The sequence below is a fragment of the Streptomyces sp. NPDC046870 genome, assembly GCF_040704595.1.
In the GTDB taxonomy this organism is placed as follows: Bacteria; Actinomycetota; Actinomycetes; order Streptomycetales; family Streptomycetaceae; genus Streptomyces; species Streptomyces argyrophylli.
Genome location: NZ_JBEYXM010000002.1, coordinates 763,693 through 779,449, shown reverse-complemented (window position 1 = coordinate 779,449; position 15,757 = coordinate 763,693). Strand labels below are relative to the sequence as shown.

At 72.2% G+C, this 15,757-nt stretch carries 17 protein-coding genes, 4 tRNA genes and 2 pseudogenes; 17 read left to right on the top strand and 6 right to left on the bottom strand.

Translation table 11 applies throughout. The features are described from left to right. The first annotated feature begins 154 nt into the window (after positions 1-154). Positions 155-236: transfer RNA gene (locus tag AB0946_RS08020), tRNA-Tyr, on the top strand. A gap of 334 nt (positions 237-570) precedes the next feature. Here the strand turns inward: AB0946_RS08020 and AB0946_RS08015 are convergent. Continuing rightward, positions 571-881 (bottom strand): annotated as a pseudogene (locus tag AB0946_RS08015) (DUF3631 domain-containing protein); the annotation flags it as partial. Positions 882-892: 11 nt separating this feature from the next. On the opposite strand from AB0946_RS08015, the pseudogene AB0946_RS08010 reads away from it, so the two are divergent. The 4 genes and pseudogenes from AB0946_RS08010 to AB0946_RS07995 all read left to right on the top strand — a co-directional run. Further along, positions 893-1,038: pseudogene (locus AB0946_RS08010) on the top strand (GntR family transcriptional regulator); the annotation flags it as partial. A gap of 832 nt (positions 1,039-1,870) precedes the next feature. After that, complete coding sequence (locus AB0946_RS08005) at positions 1,871-2,224, top strand: DUF6233 domain-containing protein (protein WP_366759700.1); 354 nt, start codon at positions 1,871-1,873, stop codon at positions 2,222-2,224. Positions 2,225-2,268: 44 nt separating this feature from the next. Then, on the top strand, positions 2,269-2,493 hold the full coding sequence (locus AB0946_RS08000) for a hypothetical protein (protein ID WP_171153724.1): 225 nt from the start codon (positions 2,269-2,271) through the stop codon (positions 2,491-2,493). A 62-nt stretch (positions 2,494-2,555) separates the two neighbouring features. Continuing rightward, the gene (locus AB0946_RS07995) at positions 2,556-2,768 is read left to right on the top strand and encodes a hypothetical protein (protein ID WP_366759699.1); all 213 of its coding nucleotides are present in this window, start codon (positions 2,556-2,558) and stop codon (positions 2,766-2,768) included. A 110-nt stretch (positions 2,769-2,878) separates the two neighbouring features. On the opposite strand, the gene AB0946_RS07990 is transcribed toward AB0946_RS07995, so the two are convergent. Together AB0946_RS07990 and AB0946_RS07985 are read right to left on the bottom strand one after the other, a co-directional pair. Next, the gene (locus AB0946_RS07990; protein ID WP_366759698.1) at positions 2,879-3,535 is read right to left on the bottom strand and encodes an NAD(P)H-binding protein; all 657 of its coding nucleotides are present in this window, start codon (positions 3,533-3,535) and stop codon (positions 2,879-2,881) included. A gap of 162 nt (positions 3,536-3,697) precedes the next feature. After that, the gene (locus AB0946_RS07985; protein ID WP_366759697.1) at positions 3,698-4,963 is read right to left on the bottom strand and encodes an amidohydrolase family protein; all 1,266 of its coding nucleotides are present in this window, start codon (positions 4,961-4,963) and stop codon (positions 3,698-3,700) included. Positions 4,964-5,276: 313 nt separating this feature from the next. Here AB0946_RS07985 and AB0946_RS07980 point away from each other — a divergent pair. The 9 genes from AB0946_RS07980 (at position 5,277) to AB0946_RS07940 (ending at position 10,785) form a co-directional block, all read left to right on the top strand. Next, a tRNA-Thr gene (locus tag AB0946_RS07980) sits at positions 5,277-5,349 on the top strand. A 46-nt stretch (positions 5,350-5,395) separates the two neighbouring features. Further along, positions 5,396-5,468 (top strand) — tRNA-Met (locus AB0946_RS07975). Positions 5,469-5,558: 90 nt separating this feature from the next. After that, positions 5,559-5,723 carry a 50S ribosomal protein L33 gene (gene rpmG, locus AB0946_RS07970; RefSeq protein WP_003948671.1) on the top strand — a complete coding sequence of 55 codons (165 nt, stop codon included), beginning with the start codon at positions 5,559-5,561 and terminating at the stop codon, positions 5,721-5,723. Between the two features lie 170 nt (positions 5,724-5,893). Next, positions 5,894-6,346, top strand: a complete 453-nt coding sequence (locus AB0946_RS07965; protein ID WP_058081542.1) for a MaoC family dehydratase N-terminal domain-containing protein — start codon at positions 5,894-5,896, stop codon at positions 6,344-6,346. 7 nt (positions 6,347-6,353) lie between these two features. Beyond that, the gene (locus AB0946_RS07960) at positions 6,354-6,782 is read left to right on the top strand and encodes a MaoC family dehydratase (RefSeq protein ID WP_366759696.1); all 429 of its coding nucleotides are present in this window, start codon (positions 6,354-6,356) and stop codon (positions 6,780-6,782) included. 122 nt (positions 6,783-6,904) lie between these two features. Beyond that, positions 6,905-7,474 (top strand): helix-turn-helix domain-containing protein, encoded by a 570-nt coding sequence (locus AB0946_RS07955; protein ID WP_366759695.1) that lies wholly within the window; start codon positions 6,905-6,907, stop codon positions 7,472-7,474. Between the two features lie 97 nt (positions 7,475-7,571). Next, the gene (locus tag AB0946_RS07950; protein ID WP_366759694.1) at positions 7,572-9,023 is read left to right on the top strand and encodes an MFS transporter; all 1,452 of its coding nucleotides are present in this window, start codon (positions 7,572-7,574) and stop codon (positions 9,021-9,023) included. A gap of 28 nt (positions 9,024-9,051) precedes the next feature. Then, positions 9,052-9,432, top strand: a complete 381-nt coding sequence (locus tag AB0946_RS07945; protein ID WP_366759692.1) for a DUF3291 domain-containing protein — start codon at positions 9,052-9,054, stop codon at positions 9,430-9,432. A 297-nt stretch (positions 9,433-9,729) separates the two neighbouring features. After that, a complete protein-coding gene (locus AB0946_RS07940; protein ID WP_366759691.1) occupies positions 9,730-10,785 on the top strand; it encodes a UDP-N-acetylmuramate dehydrogenase in 1,056 nt (351 codons plus the stop codon). A gap of 120 nt (positions 10,786-10,905) precedes the next feature. Here the strand turns inward: AB0946_RS07940 and AB0946_RS07935 are convergent, their stop codons facing one another. Continuing rightward, entirely contained in the window at positions 10,906-11,538 is a 633-nt protein-coding gene (locus tag AB0946_RS07935) for an NAD(P)H-binding protein (RefSeq protein ID WP_366759690.1), read from the bottom strand. 114 nt (positions 11,539-11,652) lie between these two features. Between AB0946_RS07935 and AB0946_RS07930 the strand changes: the two genes are divergently transcribed. Next, positions 11,653-12,276, top strand: a complete 624-nt coding sequence (locus AB0946_RS07930) for a helix-turn-helix domain-containing protein (protein ID WP_366759689.1) — start codon at positions 11,653-11,655, stop codon at positions 12,274-12,276. 315 nt (positions 12,277-12,591) lie between these two features. Here the strand turns inward: AB0946_RS07930 and AB0946_RS07925 are convergent, their stop codons facing one another. Continuing rightward, entirely contained in the window at positions 12,592-13,632 is a 1,041-nt protein-coding gene (locus tag AB0946_RS07925) for an adenosine deaminase (protein ID WP_366759688.1), read from the bottom strand. Positions 13,633-13,755: 123 nt separating this feature from the next. Next, the gene (locus AB0946_RS07920) at positions 13,756-14,982 is read right to left on the bottom strand and encodes a pyridoxal phosphate-dependent aminotransferase (RefSeq protein WP_366759687.1); all 1,227 of its coding nucleotides are present in this window, start codon (positions 14,980-14,982) and stop codon (positions 13,756-13,758) included. A 260-nt stretch (positions 14,983-15,242) separates the two neighbouring features. Here AB0946_RS07920 and AB0946_RS07915 point away from each other — a divergent pair. Together AB0946_RS07915 and secE are read left to right on the top strand one after the other, a co-directional pair. After that, positions 15,243-15,315: transfer RNA gene (locus AB0946_RS07915), tRNA-Trp, on the top strand. 106 nt (positions 15,316-15,421) lie between these two features. Next, positions 15,422-15,709 (top strand): preprotein translocase subunit SecE, encoded by a 288-nt coding sequence (secE, locus tag AB0946_RS07910; RefSeq protein WP_030641154.1) that lies wholly within the window; start codon positions 15,422-15,424, stop codon positions 15,707-15,709. The last annotated feature ends 48 nt before the right edge of the window (positions 15,710-15,757 follow it).

The following is a 15,757-nucleotide window of genomic DNA, read 5'->3' as shown; positions in this document are numbered from 1 at the left end:
GTGGAGTACCGGTCCGCATCCGCACCAGCCTAGCCACCCGCGCTCCGGCGGGTGGAGATCAATCGGGTGGCGAAGCACCCCCGCGCATCGGGTATTGTTTACGTCGTTGCCGGGGAACACCGCCGAAAGCGGGTTCGAAACGGCAGCACTACCCGGCGGTGTGCCCGAGCGGCCAAAGGGAGCAGACTGTAAATCTGCCGGCTCAGCCTTCCCAGGTTCGAATCCTGGCGCCGCCACAGGTCCGAAAGGGTCCGTGACCAGCAGCAATGCTGATCGCGGACCCTTTCGGCGTTCACCGGCACCGGATCGCCGGTATGGGCGCTTTTTTCCGCTATGCCGCACCCTGATTCGGGTGGTGACCAGGGCGTGTGGGGCAGGCGTGGGGCAGCTTTCGCGTTCGCCGTGGCGGCGGCGCCGTCCAGGCACTTCGCGTAGACCCGGAACAGCACGGCCACACCGTGGCCGGCCCGTGCGGCGACCACTTACGGCATGGCGAGGATCATAGAGACGCTTGGCCAACTGCGACGCCTGCTGAGCAGGGGTAAGGGTGCGCATGCGTGCCTCCGCCCAGACGTCGCCTATCCGGTGTCCTGTGAGGACGGTTCCGGCGGTCTCGATGTTGCGAGAGGCGATGGGCTCGTTGTCGGCCGTCATGTACTCGGCGAGCATCCGGGACAAGCGCCGGTTGTCGAGCGGCTTGCCGTGGATGCGGCGACCAGGGTCACGCACGCCTTGCGTGCTCGGTCGGGCCAGTCGCCGCCGGCCGCGTCGGCGACGGCGACGGCGAGCAGAGGTTCCCACACGTCCGCAGGGCGGTCGGTGACGCCGTCGGGCATGTCGGGCCAGGCGTCCACAACCTGTGCACGGGCCTGTCCGGCCCACTGCGTGGGTCGTTCCATGGTCAACCCAGGCCGCTTACCATCCGTCGTGCTGGTCGATGAGGCACCGTGCCTGGCTGAACCGGGCGACATCGAGGAAGGGACCACGCGGTACCTCGCCGGCAGGGGCATCGAGCAGGTGGGATATCGGGATGGCTTGCCCGGCGTCCAGCCCGGCCGGCGGACCACGGGTTTGCGGACGCAGCACCTGCGCCGACGCCGCTGGTCCAGCTAGTGCAGAAAGTTCGAAATGGCTCGACCTCGGCCGTGTGCGGTCAGACAACAATCTGCGATTTCCGGCAGATGAGCCCGCAGTGCGCCTCGAAGAGGTCGAGCCTATTGTTTTGGGTACGGCAGGACTCCGAGCCCGAGAGAGGCAAGCCGTCATGCACTGCTTTGACTGCGTTCTCGAGAGTCGGGGTGGGCTGACCGTGCCAAGCCCGGCTGTTGCTGCAGCTGTTTGCGCTCGGTGCGGAGCCGGCATCTGTGGCCGACATGCGCATGTCACCGGCGTTGCGCTTTCCACCCCTTCCGGCTCCTCCACCCCGGAGCCCGAAGCCAGGCGACTGACGTGCGAGGTCTGCTACGAGGCCGAACGTGCTGTCGGCCGTCACGCGCCGTCGCCCGACTGACTGGCGGGGTGTGGCCGCGAGTCGCATGGTGAGGCCTTGGTCACGCCACAGTCGGCGTGCGGTGGGCAGTCGGACGTCCGGGCGGCGCACGTCCACTCGCGGTGCTGTGCGCCTGCTGTCCGACCTGGCGCGCGGCGGATGGCTTGACGGGGCACTTGTGGGGCGGCGGCGCCTCCGCAGAGAAAAAACCGCAGGTCAACCGGTATTTGCGCGCGGTCTGTAAATCTGCCGGCTCAGCCTTCCCAGGTTCGAATCCCGGCGCCGCCACCCGGGCCTTCGTCGTTGTCCGGGGACACCGTCTCGGCCGGCCGGGGGTACCGCCGTCGCGCCACGGCCCCGCACCTCATTAGAATCGAACGTGTGAACGAGGACCGTCCGCTGACGCGTCTCGACATGCTGCGCTTCGCCCGCCGCGTCGTCGAACACCAGGCAGCCAGGCAGCTCGCGCTGATGGACCGGTGGATCGCCGACGAGGAACGCCGGGAGGCCGACCGGCAGCGCCGTACCGGCGCCCGGCAGGCCGCGGAGTGGGCCGTCGAGCGCGGTCTCAACGGCCGGAGCGCGGTGTACGTCCACGTCGGCGGCTGTACCGGCGCCGGTGGCGGGCGGGCCAAGGGCGTCGGCCGGGAGCAGGCGGTACGGGCCCTCACCGAGGAAGGAGTCCCCGCGTGCCCGCTGTGCCGGCCGGACACCGCGCTGGGGATTCTCGAATGACCGGCCCGGGTGCGGGCCCGGCCGGTCCGGATGATGCTGGAGCCATGGCCGGGAAACGTCCCATCATCGTGCACCTGCCGTCCCCGACCGGCGGTCGCCGGGTACGGGTGGACGGCGAGATCCTCGGCCTCGCGCACAACGTGCGGGACCTGGTGGAGTTCCTGCGCCGGGCGGGGCTGGAGATCGAGCCGGAGGAGGTGGCCGACTCTCCGCTGATCGACTGGCGCGGAGTGGGCCCCGAGCGGTGGGAGGCGGAGACCCGGACCTGATCACACCACCGCCATCGCCCGGGGAGGGGTGCGTCGACCGCCCGCTCGGGCACACTGACGGCATGTCCTCCCGACGCAGAACCTGCCCCGTGTGCCACCGCGACATCGCCGTCGTCGCGGGCCGCTTCGCACGGCACGACCCGCCCGGGGCGCGGGAGAACGCGGAACTCGTCTCCTGCGCCGGGTCGCGCCGGCCGGCGCAACTCGGGGCGGTGCAGCCGTCCTTGGACGGGTACGCCGTGCCGGACTTTCCCGGGCAGCTGCCGCTGTTCTGAGAGCCTGACGGGCCGGCAGCGCGGGGCGAGGATTCCCACGGCTCGTCAGGATGCGTGCGGGCAGGGCGAGACGGGCACGGGCCCGACCGGTCAACGGCCGGCGGCCCCGCTCAGTTCCCGGCCACCGACTTCACCGCCACCGACACCGGCGTCGAGCCGCTGATCAGCTCCAGCGTCAGACCGGACGTCGCCGGCGTGTCCACCAGTTCCGCGAGGACGGTCGCCACGTCGTCCCGGGGGACCGAGCCGCGCCCCGTGTGCGCCTCCAGCCGGACCAGGCCGGTGCCCGCGTCGTCCGTCAGCGCGCCCGGGCGCAGGATCGTCCAGTCCAGCGCCTCCTGCCGGGTGACGTAGGCGTCGGCCTCGCCCTTGGCGCGCAGGTACACGTCGAAGACGTCGTCCCCCTGGTGCGCGGGATCCGCGCCCATCGAGGACACCACCACGAAGCGGCGCACGCGCGCGCGTACGGCCGCGTCCGCGAACAGCACCGCCGCGCCCCTGTCCACCGTGTCCTTGCGGGCCGCGCCGCTGCCCGGGCCCGCGCCGGCCGCGAACACCGCCGCGTCCGCGCCCTGCAGGTGCGCCGCGACCTCCTCCACCGAGGCGGACTCGAGGTCGAGCAGGACCGGTTCGGCGCCGGCCGCGCGCAGATCGTCGCCCTGCTCGGCTCTGCGGATGATGCCCGCCACCTCGTCCCCGCGCGCGGAGAGCACACGCTCCAGCCGCAGCGCGATCTGACCATGACCACCAGCGATGACAATGCGCATGGAACCGACCGTACGCCCGGAGAGCCGCATCCGCCGCACGAGTTGACCGCCGCGACCCGGAGCACCGCGAGCGTGGTCAGGCGGTGCCGGCGGGCGAGATCTCGCGGCCCCCGGACGACTCCCGCACCGACCCGTGCCGAACCCACCGGCACCGCCGGCCGCTCACGACAGCTCCCCCCGCCCCTGTCGCGGCAGACCCAGTTCCGCTGTGGCCGCTGAGTTGCAGTACTCGCGGACCGCGCTCGTGCGGGCCACCACCCGGCCCCGGTGGACGACGATCCGGCTGTAGGCCAGGGACAGCGCGCCGGGAAGGTGGTCGCCGCGTACGGCCAGCAGTTCGGCCGGGAAGCCCGCTTCCACGCGGACCTCCGGCAGGCCCAGCACCGCGCGTGCCGAGGCGCACACCGCGTCGTAGGCGTCCTCGGGGCGCAGGCCGTGGGCGGAGGCGAGGAGGTAGGCGGCCTCCAGCGGGTCGCCGCGGCCGACGGGGTTGGAGACGTCCCGCAGGGCACCGCTGCCGGCCGCCACCCGCACCCCTGCGGCACGCAGCAGCCGCACCGGCGCGGTGCCCCGCCGGTCGGCGCCGCCGCAGCCGCCCTGGGGCAGGCACACGACCGTCACCCCGGCCGCCGCGAGCTGGTCGGCGACACGGGAGGCGGCATCGCCGGGCAGGCGCGCGAGACCGGCGCACGGTCCGATCGTCACGCCGGGGCGCAGGCCCCCCGCCATGGCCGCGAGCCGGGAGAGCCGGGTCGGGTCGGCGGCGTCGGTGTGCAGGTCGACGGGGCAGCCGTGTTCGGAGGCCAGCTCCAGGACCGTCTCGACGTAGCCGGTGGGATCGGGGTCCAGGTCCGGGCAGCCGCCCACCACACCGGCGCCCATCTTCACCGCGTCCCGCAGTATCGCGAGCCCGTCGGCCCCGGCCACCCCGGTCAGCAGCCGGGGCATCGCCACCGCCGTCAGCTCCGCCAGCCCCCGCAGCGACCGCCGTGCCTGGAGGACCGCGCCCAGCGCGCCGAGCTCCTGGACGTCGCCCACGCGGACGTGCGCGCGTACCGCCGTCGCCCCGTGCCCGAGCTGAAGCAGGGCAGCCTCCGTGGCCCGGCGCTGGACGTCCTCGGGGGAGTACGACGCGGGACCGGAGTGTTCGGCGGACAGGGCGGTGTCGCCGTGCGCGTGCGGTTCGGCCGGTGCCGGCAGGAGCAGGTAGCCGCTCAGGTCCACGCGCGTGGCGGTCGTCCGGGCCGGGCCCGGCGCGAGACTGCCGGTGGTGCCCACGGCCTCGATGCGCCCGCCGCCCAGCCGCACGTCCACCGTCCGGCCGTCGGTGAGGCGTGCCCCGCAGAGCAGGAGCGCGGCCTGGTCGGAGTGCCCGGAGGACCCCGACGGGTTCGACGGCGGTTGCGGCTGCGGCTGGCTGTCGGGCATCGCGCTCCAGGTGGGGGCCGGGGGGCGGGCGGGCCGGCGTGGGGGAATCGGGGCCGTCCACCGCCCCAAGATCACACAGAGTGGGACGAGCCTAGGGCGACGAGCCGCGCGGAACGCGCAGGAGCGCAATAGTCGTACCGGCGTGGCCCGCACCGGACGTCACACGGGCCGCCCACGCGCGCGGGCGTCGGTGATCGCGACGCGTCTCCAGGGGCCCGAGGGGCTGCCGAGCGGGCTGTGGGGAGGGTTCCGTCGGGCGGCGGGATACGGATTTGGGTGAACGGCGGCGGACCGTGTAATGTCTTCATCGCTCGCCCCAATAGCTCAGTCGGCAGAGCGTCTCCATGGTAAGGAGAAGGTCAACGGTTCGATTCCGTTTTGGGGCTCTGATGTGAGAGGTTCCCGCCGCCAGGCGGGGGCTGATCTCATCAAAGCGGTGTAGCTCAGTCGGTAGAGCAAGCGGCTCATAATCGCTGTGTCACCGGTTCAAGTCCGGTCACCGCTACTGACAGTAGCCGATTGCGGGGTCGGTCCTTCGATCGGCTACTCTTTCTTGCGTTGAACCAGTCCATCCGTTCGTCTTAGGAGCACTCACGTGGCTGCCACCGACGTCCGCCCGAAGATCACGCTGGCCTGCGTGGAGTGCAAGGAGCGGAACTACATCACCAAGAAGAACCGGCGTAACAACCCGGACCGTCTTGAGATGAAGAAGCACTGCCCGCGTTGCAATGCGCACACCGCGCACCGCGAAACGCGATAAACAGGCTCGACCGTGAGGCCGTCCCCTTCCGAGGGGGCGGCCTCACGGCGTTTCACCGGCTCGGCACCCAGCCCGCCGTACCCGCCCGCCGCGCCGCCCCCGTGCGCGTCCCGCGGCCGGTTTCCGGCTAATTTGGGGCCAGCACAGCAGACATCAGGAGGTGCCGGGCCATGGCGCTCGACCAGTCGTTCGTGGGACGGACCTACCCGCCCACCGCGCCCTATGAGGTGGGCCGGGAGAAGATCCGCGAGTTCGCCGAGGCGGTGGGCGAGACCAACCCGGTGTACACGGACCCCGAGGCCGCCAAGGCGTTCGGTTACTCCGATGTGATCGCCCCGCCGACCTTCGTGTTCTCCATCACCTTCCGCGCGGCCGGCCAGGTCGTCGAGGACCCCCAGCTGGGGCTCGACTACAGCCGCGTGGTGCACGGCGACCAGAAGTTCGCCTACGCCCGCCCGGTGCGCGCCGGCGACCGGCTCACGGTCACCTCCACGATCGAGGCGATCAAGTCCCTCGCGGGCAACGACATCCTGGACATCCGCGGTGAGGTGCACGACGAGGCCGGCGAGCACGTCGTGACCGCCTGGACCAAGCTCGTGGCCCGTGCGGCCGAGGAGGCGTGAGGACCCGATGACGGCGAAGATCGCCTACGACGAGGTCGAGGTCGGCACCGAGCTGCCGGCGCAGACCTTCCCCGTGACCCGCGCCACGCTCGTGCGCTACGCGGGCGCCTCCGGGGACTTCAACCCGATCCACTGGAACGAGAAGTTCGCCAAGGAGGTGGGCCTGCCGGACGTCATCGCGCACGGCATGTTCACCATGGCCGAGGCGATCCGCGTGGTCACCGACTGGACCGGCGATCCGGGCGCGGTCGTGGAGTACGGGGTCCGCTTCACCAAGCCCGTCGTCGTCCCGAACGACGACCACGGCGCCCTGATCGAGGTCAGCGCCAAGGTCGCGGCCAAGCTGGACGACAAGACCGTACGGGTGGACCTGACGGCGATGAGCGCCGGCCAGAAGGTGCTGGGCATGTCCCGGGCGGTCGTACGGCTCGCCTGACGGCCCGCGTTCCGCGTGTGAGGGGCGTCCGTCTTCGGCGGGGCGCCCCTCGTGCATGCCGTCCCCTCATATGACCCGGGACGCCCTTGACTAAGTTAGTGATTGAGTACTAACTTCAGGGCATGCCCAGGATGAGCGCAGAGGAGCGACGCGAGAGCGTCATCCGCGCGGCGACCGCCGAGTTCGCACGCGGCGGGTACCACGGCACCTCCACGGAGGCCATCGCCAAGCGGGTCGGCGTCTCGCAGCCGTACCTCTTCCGGTTGTTCCCGGGCAAGAAGGCGATCTTCCTCGCGGCGGCCGAGCGCTGCGTGGAGGACACCATCCGGACCTTCGAGGAGGCCTCGGAGGGGCTGCGGGGCGAGGAGGCCCTGCACGCCATGGCGAACGCGTACACCAAGGTCATCGCGGAGCGGCCCGAGTGGCTGATGATGCAGATGCAGATGTACATCGCCGTGGCCGCCGCGGAGCAGGAGGGCGACCGGGAGTTCGGCGAGAGCGTACGGGCCGGCTGGATGCGGCTGTGGGACACCGTGCGGCTGGCGCTCGGCGCGGACGTCGACGAGACGACCGCCTTCCTGGCCCACGGGATGCTCATCAACTGCCTGGTGGCCATGGGTTTTCCGCCCGAGCACCGGGTATGGGAGGGGCTCTATCCCTCGGCCCGGCTCACGGGTCGCCTGGAGGCGTAGGGGCCTGGCCCTGTCGTCTCGGCGGGCACAAGCATGACCACCACCATGCCCACGAAAGTTAGTCAGCAATTACTAACTAAGATCCCCAGGGGGGACGATGGCACAGCAGACAGCACCACCCGTCACCGACCCGTCGCGCGCGAGCGTGATATGGGCCCTCGTCATCACCAGCGTCGCCGGATTCATGGCGTCCCTGGACAACCTGGTCGTCACGACCGCCCTGCCCTCCATCCGCGAGGACCTCGGCGGGGCGCTGGACGACCTGGAGTGGACCGTGAGCGCGTACACGCTCACTTTCGCCGTCCTGCTGATGTTCGGTGCCGCGCTCGGTGACCGCTTCGGACGCCGGCGGATGTTCATCGCCGGACTCGCCGTCTTCACCGGCGCGTCCGCCGCCGCGGCCATGGCGCCGGGCATCGACTCCCTGATCGCCGCCCGCGCGGTCCAGGGCGTCGGCGCGGCCGTGATGCTGCCGCTCACACTGACCCTGCTCACCGCGGCCGTGCCCGCGGCCAGGCGCGGGACGGTGTACGGCATCTGGGGCGCCGTCAACGGCCTCGCCGTCGCCTCCGGGCCGCTGATCGGCGGCAGCCTCACCGAGCACGTCTCCTGGCACTGGATCTTCTGGCTGAACGTCCCGCTGGGCCTCGCCGCGCTGCCGCTCGCCCGGCTGCGCCTCGCCGAGTCCCACGGCACCGGCGCCCGCCTCGACGTCCCCGGCACACTCCTCGCCAGCGGCGGGCTCTTCGGGATCGTCTACGGCCTGGTCCGCGGGCCCGCCGACGGCTGGACCGACTCGGTGGTGCTGACCGCGCTCGGCGCGGGCGGGGCGCTGCTCGTGGGCTTCGTCGGCTACAGCTCCGGCGCGACGCACCCCATGCTGCCCATGCGGCTGTTCCGCTCCCGGGCCTTCTCCGGGATCAACGCCGCCAGCCTGCTGATGTTCGTCGGGATGTTCGGCTCCATCTTCCTGCTCAGCCAGTACATGCAGGGCGTCCTCGGCTACTCGCCCACCGAGGCGGGACTGAGGATGCTGCCGTGGACCGGCATGCCGATGCTCGTCGCACCCGTCGCGGGGCTCCTGTCCGACCGGATCGGCGGCCGGCCGGTCGTCGCCGCGGGCCTGTTCCTCCAGGCCGTCGGGCTCGGCTACATGGCCTGGATCGTCACCACGGACGTCTCCTACGGCGCCCAGCTGCCCGGCCTCGTCATCAGCGGTGTCGGCATGGCCCTGTACTTCGCGCCGGCCGCCAGCCTGGTCATGGCCAGCGTGCGCTCGCAGGAGCAGGGGATCGCCTCCGGCGCCAACAACGCGCTCCGCGAGGTGGGCGGCGCGCTCGGCATCGCGGTGATGTCGTCGATCTTCTCCGCGCGGGGCGGCTACGAGTCCGCGCAGAGTTTCGTCGACGGTCTGCGGCCGGCCCTGGTCACCGGCTCGGCGGTGGTCGCCCTCGCCGCGGTCGCGGCCCTGGCGATCCCCGGGCGCCGCAGCACCGTTCCCGCGGCCGGGGAGGCGCCCGCGCCGGTCCTCGAGACCGTCTCCCGCTGACCTGTCACCCCCGCGCGAGGAGCCCGCGATGCCCACGCTTCCCTGGACCGTGCCCAACCCCCCGCCGGCCGGCGCCGAGGCGCACGTCTTCGCCTCGCGCTTCGAGACCCGCACCCTGCGGGGTGCCCTCCGCTTCCTCGTCCGCACACCGGCCGTCTGGCGGCAGGCCGGCCGCGCACCGGGCGCCTACGGGGCCACCCTCAGGGCCCAGCCCCTGCGGCGGACCTTCTGGACCCTGTCCGCCTGGGAGTCGCCCGCCGCGCTCAGGGAGTTCGCCCGCTCCGGAGCCCACCGGCCGACGTCCCGCGCCCTGGCGGGCCAGATGCGCGACGTCCGGTTCGCCACCTGGCGGACGTCCACCGACGGCCTCCCGGTGAGCTGGGAGGAGGCGACACGGCGACTGACGTAGCCGCCGCCCGCACAGCACAGCACGACACCGCACGCGCGCGTGGACCTGTGGCCCGCAGGGGAGGTCCATGCGCGCGTGCGTGTGTTCTCGGGGCGGGGGCGGGGGCGTGCGCGGTGGGGAGGGGAGGGGGCGAGGCATCGTCCGGTGGCGCGCGTGGCAGGCGCGCTGTGCCGGCGGGCTGGTGGCGCCGCGCGCGTGGACCTGCGGCTCGTAGTGGCGTGGGCGAGCCCCGGCCCGTCGGGGGTGGCCCTGTCGGCCGGCGCGGCCCCTGCCGGCCCGTCTCGTAGTCTTGGGCCCGTGCAGGTACTCCACGACGCCCCCCTTGCCCCGCTGACCACGTTCCGGCTGGGTGGTCCCGCGACCCGGCTGGTGACCGCCGCCACCGACGCCGAGGTGATCGCCGCCGTCCGCGAGGCGGACGACAGCGGCACCCCGCTGCTGGTCATCGGCGGCGGATCGAACCTGGTCATCGGCGACAAGGGCTTCGACGGCACCGCGCTGCGCATCGCCACGCGCGGGGTCGAGCTGCGCGGCACCGCCCTGGAGCTGGCGGCCGGCGAGGTGTGGACCGACGCCGTCGCCCGCACCGTGGAGGCCGGGCTCGCCGGGATCGAGTGCCTGGCCGGCATCCCCGGATCCGCGGGCGCCACGCCGATCCAGAACGTGGGCGCCTACGGCCAGGAGGTCTCCTCGACGATCACCGAGGTGATCGCCTACGACCGGCGGGCCGGCGAGACCGTCACGCTGACGAACGAGGAGTGCGCCTTCTCGTACCGCCACAGCCGCTTCAAGGCCGACCCCGAGCGCTACGTCGTGCTCCGGGTCCGCTTCGAGCTGGAGGACGCGGGCGGGCTGTCCGCGCCGGTCAGGTACGCCGAGGCCGCCCGTGCGCTCGGTGTGGAGCCGGGGGACCGGGTGCCGCTGGCCGACGCCCGGCAGGCCGTGCTGAAGCTGCGCGCGGGCAAGGGCATGGTCCTCGACCCCGAGGACCACGACACCTGGTCGGCCGGCTCCTTCTTCACCAACCCGATCCTCAGCGACGAGCAGTTCGCCGCGTTCCACGCGCGCGTGCGCGCACGGCTGGGCGAGGGCGTCGAGCCGCCCGCCTACCCGGCGGGGGAGGGCCGTACGAAGACCTCCGCGGCCTGGCTGATCGACAAGGCGGGCTTCACCAAGGGGTACGGCAGCGGCCCCGCCCGCATCTCCACCAAGCACACCCTCGCCCTCACCAACCGGGGCGGTGCCACCACGGAGGACCTGCTCGCCCTGGCCCGCGAGGTGATCGCCGGTGTCCGCGAGGCGTTCGGCGTCACCCTGGTCAACGAGCCGGTGACCGTCGGCGTCAGCGTCTAGGGTCTTTCGTTTGGATCAGGCCGGATCAGGGAGCGGTGCCAGGGGCCCGCGAGCCCGGCATGATCCAGACGAGAGGCCCGAGGAGCGGTTGCCAGAGCCGCCGGTGGCGGGCGGCGCCGCTCAGTAGGCCACTCCGACCCCCTGTTTCAGGGTCTCCCCGGCATCGATCATCGCAAGCATGGCGTGCGCGACGTCCGCGCGCCCGATGAAGCGTCCCCGGGGCGGGAAGCCGCCGACGACGGTGCGGTAGTGGCCGGTGAGCGGCTTGTCCTGGAGCCGGGGCGGCCGTACGGACGTCCAGTCCGTACCGCTGCGGGCCAGCTCCGCCTCCATTCCCCGCAGGTCGGCGTAGACGTCCTTGAGGACCGCCGACACCAGGCGCCGCACCGCCCGGTCCAGGGGGCCGTCGTGCGCCGGGGCCGGGCCGACCGGCGCGGCGCTCACCACCAGCAGCCGGCGCACACCCTCCGCCTCCATGGCGCCCAGCACTGTCCGGGTCAGCCGGGTGGCCACCCCGGCGTCCCTGCGGCTGCGCGCCCCCAGCCCCGACAGGACGGCGTCCCGGCCCCGTACCGCCGGCCGCAGCTCCTCGGAGCCGCTCAGGCCACTGCGGACGACCTCCAGACGGTCGCCGGTGACGGCGAGCCGGGCCGGGTCCCGTACCACCGCGGTGACCTCGTGACCGGCGACCAGGGCGTGGCGGACCAGCTCCCGGCCGATCCCTCCCGTGGCGCCGAAGACAGTGAGCTTCATGGTGACGTCCGACTCCCCTGGTCCGCGGACATGGTGGGTGAGTGTTCACTCACCCGTGTGGCCTCTAGGGTGGGTAGGCACTCACCCACCCGTCAAGCCCCGATCAGGAGCCCCATGCAGACGAAGCCGGCGCGTGTCCGCATCCTCGACGCGGCCCACGAGCTGATGCTCACCGTCGGACTCGCCCGAGCCACCACCAAGGAGATCGCCCGCGCGGCCGGCTGCTCCGAAGCGGCCCTCTACAAGTACTTCGACAGCAAGGAGGAGTTGTTCGTACGGGTCCTCACCGAGCGCCTGCCCCGCCTCACCCCGCTGCTCAGCGGTCTCGCCGCCGAACCGGGCCAGGGCACGCTCGCCGGGAACCTCACCGAGATCGCCCGCCAGGCCGCCCTCTTCTACGAGCAGAGCTTCCCGATCGCCGCCTCCCTCTACGCCGAGACCCAGCTCAAGCGCCGCCACGACGAGGCGCTGCGCGCGATCGGCTCCGGCCCGCACCTGCCCATCCAGGGCCTGGACGCCTACCTCCGCGCCGAACAGGCCGCCGGCCGGGTCCGTGCCGACGCCGACACCTATGCCGCCGCCTCGCTCCTGCTCGGCGCCTGCGCCCAGCGGGCGTTCGCCTACGACGCCACCGAGACCGGCGCCCGCCCGCCCGTGGACGAGTTCGCCACCCGCATCGCCCACACCCTGGTGGGCGGAATCTCCGTCACGGACACGCCGGGCGCCCCGCGCCCCTGACGCCATGAGGCACCGCACAGGAGGCGCCCCCGTGCGGCGGAGGCCGCGCGGGTTCCGGCCTCGCACCGGCATGGCCGCAGATCACCCCGGGAACCGGCTCCGTCCCGGCGTTCGCTCCAGCCAGCGGCGTCCCACGCGGTGCGGGCCTCGTCGGTGCGGTCGCGGACGCGGCGGGCCGGGGGCCGTACCGGAAGCGTGGCGGCAAAGGGCGCATGGCGTACCTGGGGTCGTTCCCGCCCCTGGTCGATCCGCCCGGCGGCGGGCACCCCGTCGAAGTGGTGATCTGCTGCAAACCCCGTCCGCCGTACGTCCACCTCAGGCCGCCGGGCGTGCCAGCCAGTCGTCCACGCCGGCCAGCAGCCGCTTCCTGACCTCCTCCGGGGCGGCCGAACCGCGCACCGACTGCCGGGCCAGCTCCGCGAGTTCCGCGTCCGTGAAGCCGTGGGAGTGGCGGGCGATCTCGTACTGGGCGGCCAGCCGGGACCCGAACAGCAGCGGGTCGTCGGCGCCCAGCGCCATCGGGACACCCGCCTCGAAGAGCGTGCGCAGCGGCACGTCCTCCGGCTTCTCGTACACGCCGAGCGCCACGTTCGACGCCGGGCACACCTCGCAGGTCACGCCCCGGTCGGCCAGCCGCTTCAGCAGCCGGGGGTCCTCCGCCGCCCGCACCCCGTGCCCGATCCGCGTGGCGTCCAGGTCGTCCAGGCAGTCCCGGACCGACGCCGGGCCGGTCAGCTCGCCGCCGTGCGGGGCCGACAGCAGACCGCCCTCCCGTGCGATGTGGAAGGCCCGGTCGAAGTCCCGCGCCATGCCCCGCCGCTCGTCGTTGGAGAGCCCGAAGCCGACCACGCCCCGGTCCGCGTAGCGCACCGCCAGCCGGGCCAGGGTGCGCGCGTCCAGCGGGTGCTTCATCCGGTTCGCGGCCACCAGCACCCGCATGCCGAGCCCGGTCTCCCGCGAGGTCGTGTCCACCGCGTCCAGGATGACCTCCAGGGCCGGGATCAGACCGCCCAGGCGGGGCGCGTACGACGTCGGGTCCACCTGGATCTCCAGCCAGCCCGAGCCGTCCCGCAGGTCCTCCTCGGCGGCCTCCCGGACGAGGCGCTGGATGTCCTCGGGCTCGCGCAGACAGGAGCGCGCGGCGTCGTACAGCCGCTGGAAACGGAACCAGCCCCGCTCGTCCGTGGCCCGCAGTCTCGGCGGTTCCCCGCTGGTCAGCGCCTCCGTCAGCGCGTCGGGCAGGCGGACGCCGTACTTGTCGGCCAGTTCCAGGACGGTGCCCGGTCGCATCGAGCCGGTGAAGTGCAGGTGCAGATGGGCTTTCGGCAGCTCAGAGAGATCACGTACACGCTCCATTCCCAGATCCTGCCGTATGTCCCCGCTGTCCCGGTAGCCGTTTCCCCCGACGTGGTCTTGCTCGCACAAAGGAACAGGGGCACCCCGGAGATCCGGAGGTGCCCCTGTCCAGAAGTGGACGACTCAGTCCCTGGCCTCCGCCAGCAGCTTCTGGATGCGGCTCACGCCCTCGACGAGGTCCTCGTCACCGAGCGCGTACGACAGACGCAGGTAGCCCGGCGTGCCGAACGCCTCACCCGGGACGACCGCGACCTCGGCCTCCTCCAGGATCAGCGCGGCCAGCTCGACGGTGTCCTGCGGGCGCTTGCCGCGGATCTCCTTGCCGAGCAGCGCCTTGACCGACGGGTAGGCGTAGAAGGCGCCCTCGGGCTCCGGGCAGACCACGCCGTCGATCTCGTTGAGCATCCGCACGATGGTCTTGCGGCGCCGGTCGAAGGCCTCGCGCATCGTCGCCACGGCGTCGAGGTCACCGGAGACGGCGGCCAGCGCGGCCACCTGGGCGACGTTGGAGACGTTGGAGGTGGCGTGCGACTGGAGGTTCGTCGCGGCCTTGACCACGTCCTTCGGCCCGATCACCCAGCCCACGCGCCAGCCGGTCATGGCGTACGTCTTCGCCACACCGTTGACCACGATGCACTTGTCGCGCAGCTCGGGGAAGAGCCCCGGCAGGGACACGGCGGCGGCCTCGCCGTAGACCAGGTGCTCGTAGATCTCGTCGGTGAGCACCCACAGGCCGTGCTCGACGGCCCAGCGGCCGATCGCCTCGGTCTCGGCCTCGGAGTACACCGCGCCGGTGGGGTTGGACGGGGAGACGAACAGCACGACCTTCGTCTTCTCCGTGCGCGCCGCCTCCAGCTGCTCGACCGAGACCCGGTAGCCGGTGGTCTCGTCGGCGACGACCTCGACCGGGACACCGCCGGCCAGGCGGATCGACTCCGGGTAGGTGGTCCAGTACGGCGCGGGGACGATGACCTCGTCGCCCGGGTCGAGGATCGCGGCGAACGCCTCGTAGATGGCCTGCTTGCCACCGTTGGTGACGAGGATCTGCGAGACGTCGGGCTCCCAGCCGGAGTCGCGCAGCGTCTTCGCGGCGATGGCGGCCTTCAGCTCGGGCAGGCCGCCGGCCGGGGTGTAGCGGTGGTACTTCGGGTTCTTGCAGGCCTCGACGGCCGCCTCGACGATGTAGTCCGGGGTCGGGAAGTCGGGCTCACCGGCGCCGAAGCCGATCACCGGACGCCCGGCGGCCTTCAGGGCCTTCGCCTTGGCGTCCACGGCGAGGGTGGCGGACTCGGAGATCGCGCCGACTCGGGCGGAGACCCGGCGCTCGGTGGGAGGGGTTGCAGCGCTCATGCGGCCCATCGTTCCAGACCGGAAACGCGCCCGGCACACGGGTTTCACGGACTGAACAGGAAGGGTCGAGGCGTGAACACGGGTCCGAATCCGGCCCCCGGCCTGGACGATCTTCGGCCGGGTGGTACCGGACGGGTGCTTTCTGTTCGACGCCGGGCCCCGGACCACGTACACTCTCACCTCGTTGGCCTTCAGCAGCCGCCACCGAGCCGGTGCACACCGGGCACCCGGTCGGATGCGGTACGTTGGGGGACACACAAAGGGTCGTAGCTCAATTGGTAGAGCACCGGTCTCCAAAACCGGCGGTTGGGGGTTCAAGTCCCTCCGGCCCTGCTACACACACCGCCAGGATGTGTGCGCATGTACGTACTGCAATGCACCGCCGTGCGGCTCAGGAACCGGGCGCGGCACGGCCACGACCCGGGATCAGGTGAGGACTATGACGGACGCCGTGGGCTCCATCGACACGCCTGACGCCCAGGACGAGGTGTCCGAGTCCAAGAAGAGGACTCGCAAGGGCGGCAAGCGCGCCAAGAAGGGCCCGCTCAAGCGTCTGGCCACCTTCTACCGCCAGATCATCGCGGAGCTCCGCAAGGTCGTCTGGCCCTCGCGCAACCAGCTGACCTCGTACACCACCGTGGTGATCTTCTTCGTCGCCATCATGATCGCCCTGGTGACCGTGATTGACTATGGGCTCAACCACGCGGCCAAGTACGTCTTCGGCTGAGCCAAGAGCGAAGGGCGCCGTGGTACCGGCGCCCCTTTTCGCATGTTC

Coding starts and splice junctions, on each gene's coding strand:
- AB0946_RS08000 (WP_171153724.1), top strand. CDS start 2,269: ATGGCCGGGAAACGTCCCATCATCGTGCACCTGCCGTCCCCGACCGGC.
- AB0946_RS07995 (WP_366759699.1), top strand. CDS start 2,556: ATGTCCTCCCGACGCAGAACCTGCCCCGTGTGCCACCGCGACATCGCC.
- AB0946_RS07990 (WP_366759698.1), bottom strand. CDS start 3,535: ATGCGCATTGTCATCGCTGGTGGTCATGGTCAGATCGCGCTGCGGCTG.
- AB0946_RS07985 (WP_366759697.1), bottom strand. CDS start 4,963: ATGCCCGACAGCCAGCCGCAGCCGCAACCGCCGTCGAACCCGTCGGGG.
- AB0946_RS07965 (WP_058081542.1), top strand. CDS start 5,894: ATGGCGCTCGACCAGTCGTTCGTGGGACGGACCTACCCGCCCACCGCG.
- AB0946_RS07960 (WP_366759696.1), top strand. CDS start 6,354: ATGACGGCGAAGATCGCCTACGACGAGGTCGAGGTCGGCACCGAGCTG.
- AB0946_RS07955 (WP_366759695.1), top strand. CDS start 6,905: ATGCCCAGGATGAGCGCAGAGGAGCGACGCGAGAGCGTCATCCGCGCG.
- AB0946_RS07950 (WP_366759694.1), top strand. CDS start 7,572: ATGGCACAGCAGACAGCACCACCCGTCACCGACCCGTCGCGCGCGAGC.
- AB0946_RS07945 (WP_366759692.1), top strand. CDS start 9,052: ATGCCCACGCTTCCCTGGACCGTGCCCAACCCCCCGCCGGCCGGCGCC.
- AB0946_RS07935 (WP_366759690.1), bottom strand. CDS start 11,538: ATGAAGCTCACTGTCTTCGGCGCCACGGGAGGGATCGGCCGGGAGCTG.
- AB0946_RS07930 (WP_366759689.1), top strand. CDS start 11,653: ATGCAGACGAAGCCGGCGCGTGTCCGCATCCTCGACGCGGCCCACGAG.
- AB0946_RS07925 (WP_366759688.1), bottom strand. CDS start 13,632: ATGGAGCGTGTACGTGATCTCTCTGAGCTGCCGAAAGCCCATCTGCAC.
- AB0946_RS07920 (WP_366759687.1), bottom strand. CDS start 14,982: ATGAGCGCTGCAACCCCTCCCACCGAGCGCCGGGTCTCCGCCCGAGTC.
- secE (WP_030641154.1), top strand. CDS start 15,422: ATGACGGACGCCGTGGGCTCCATCGACACGCCTGACGCCCAGGACGAG.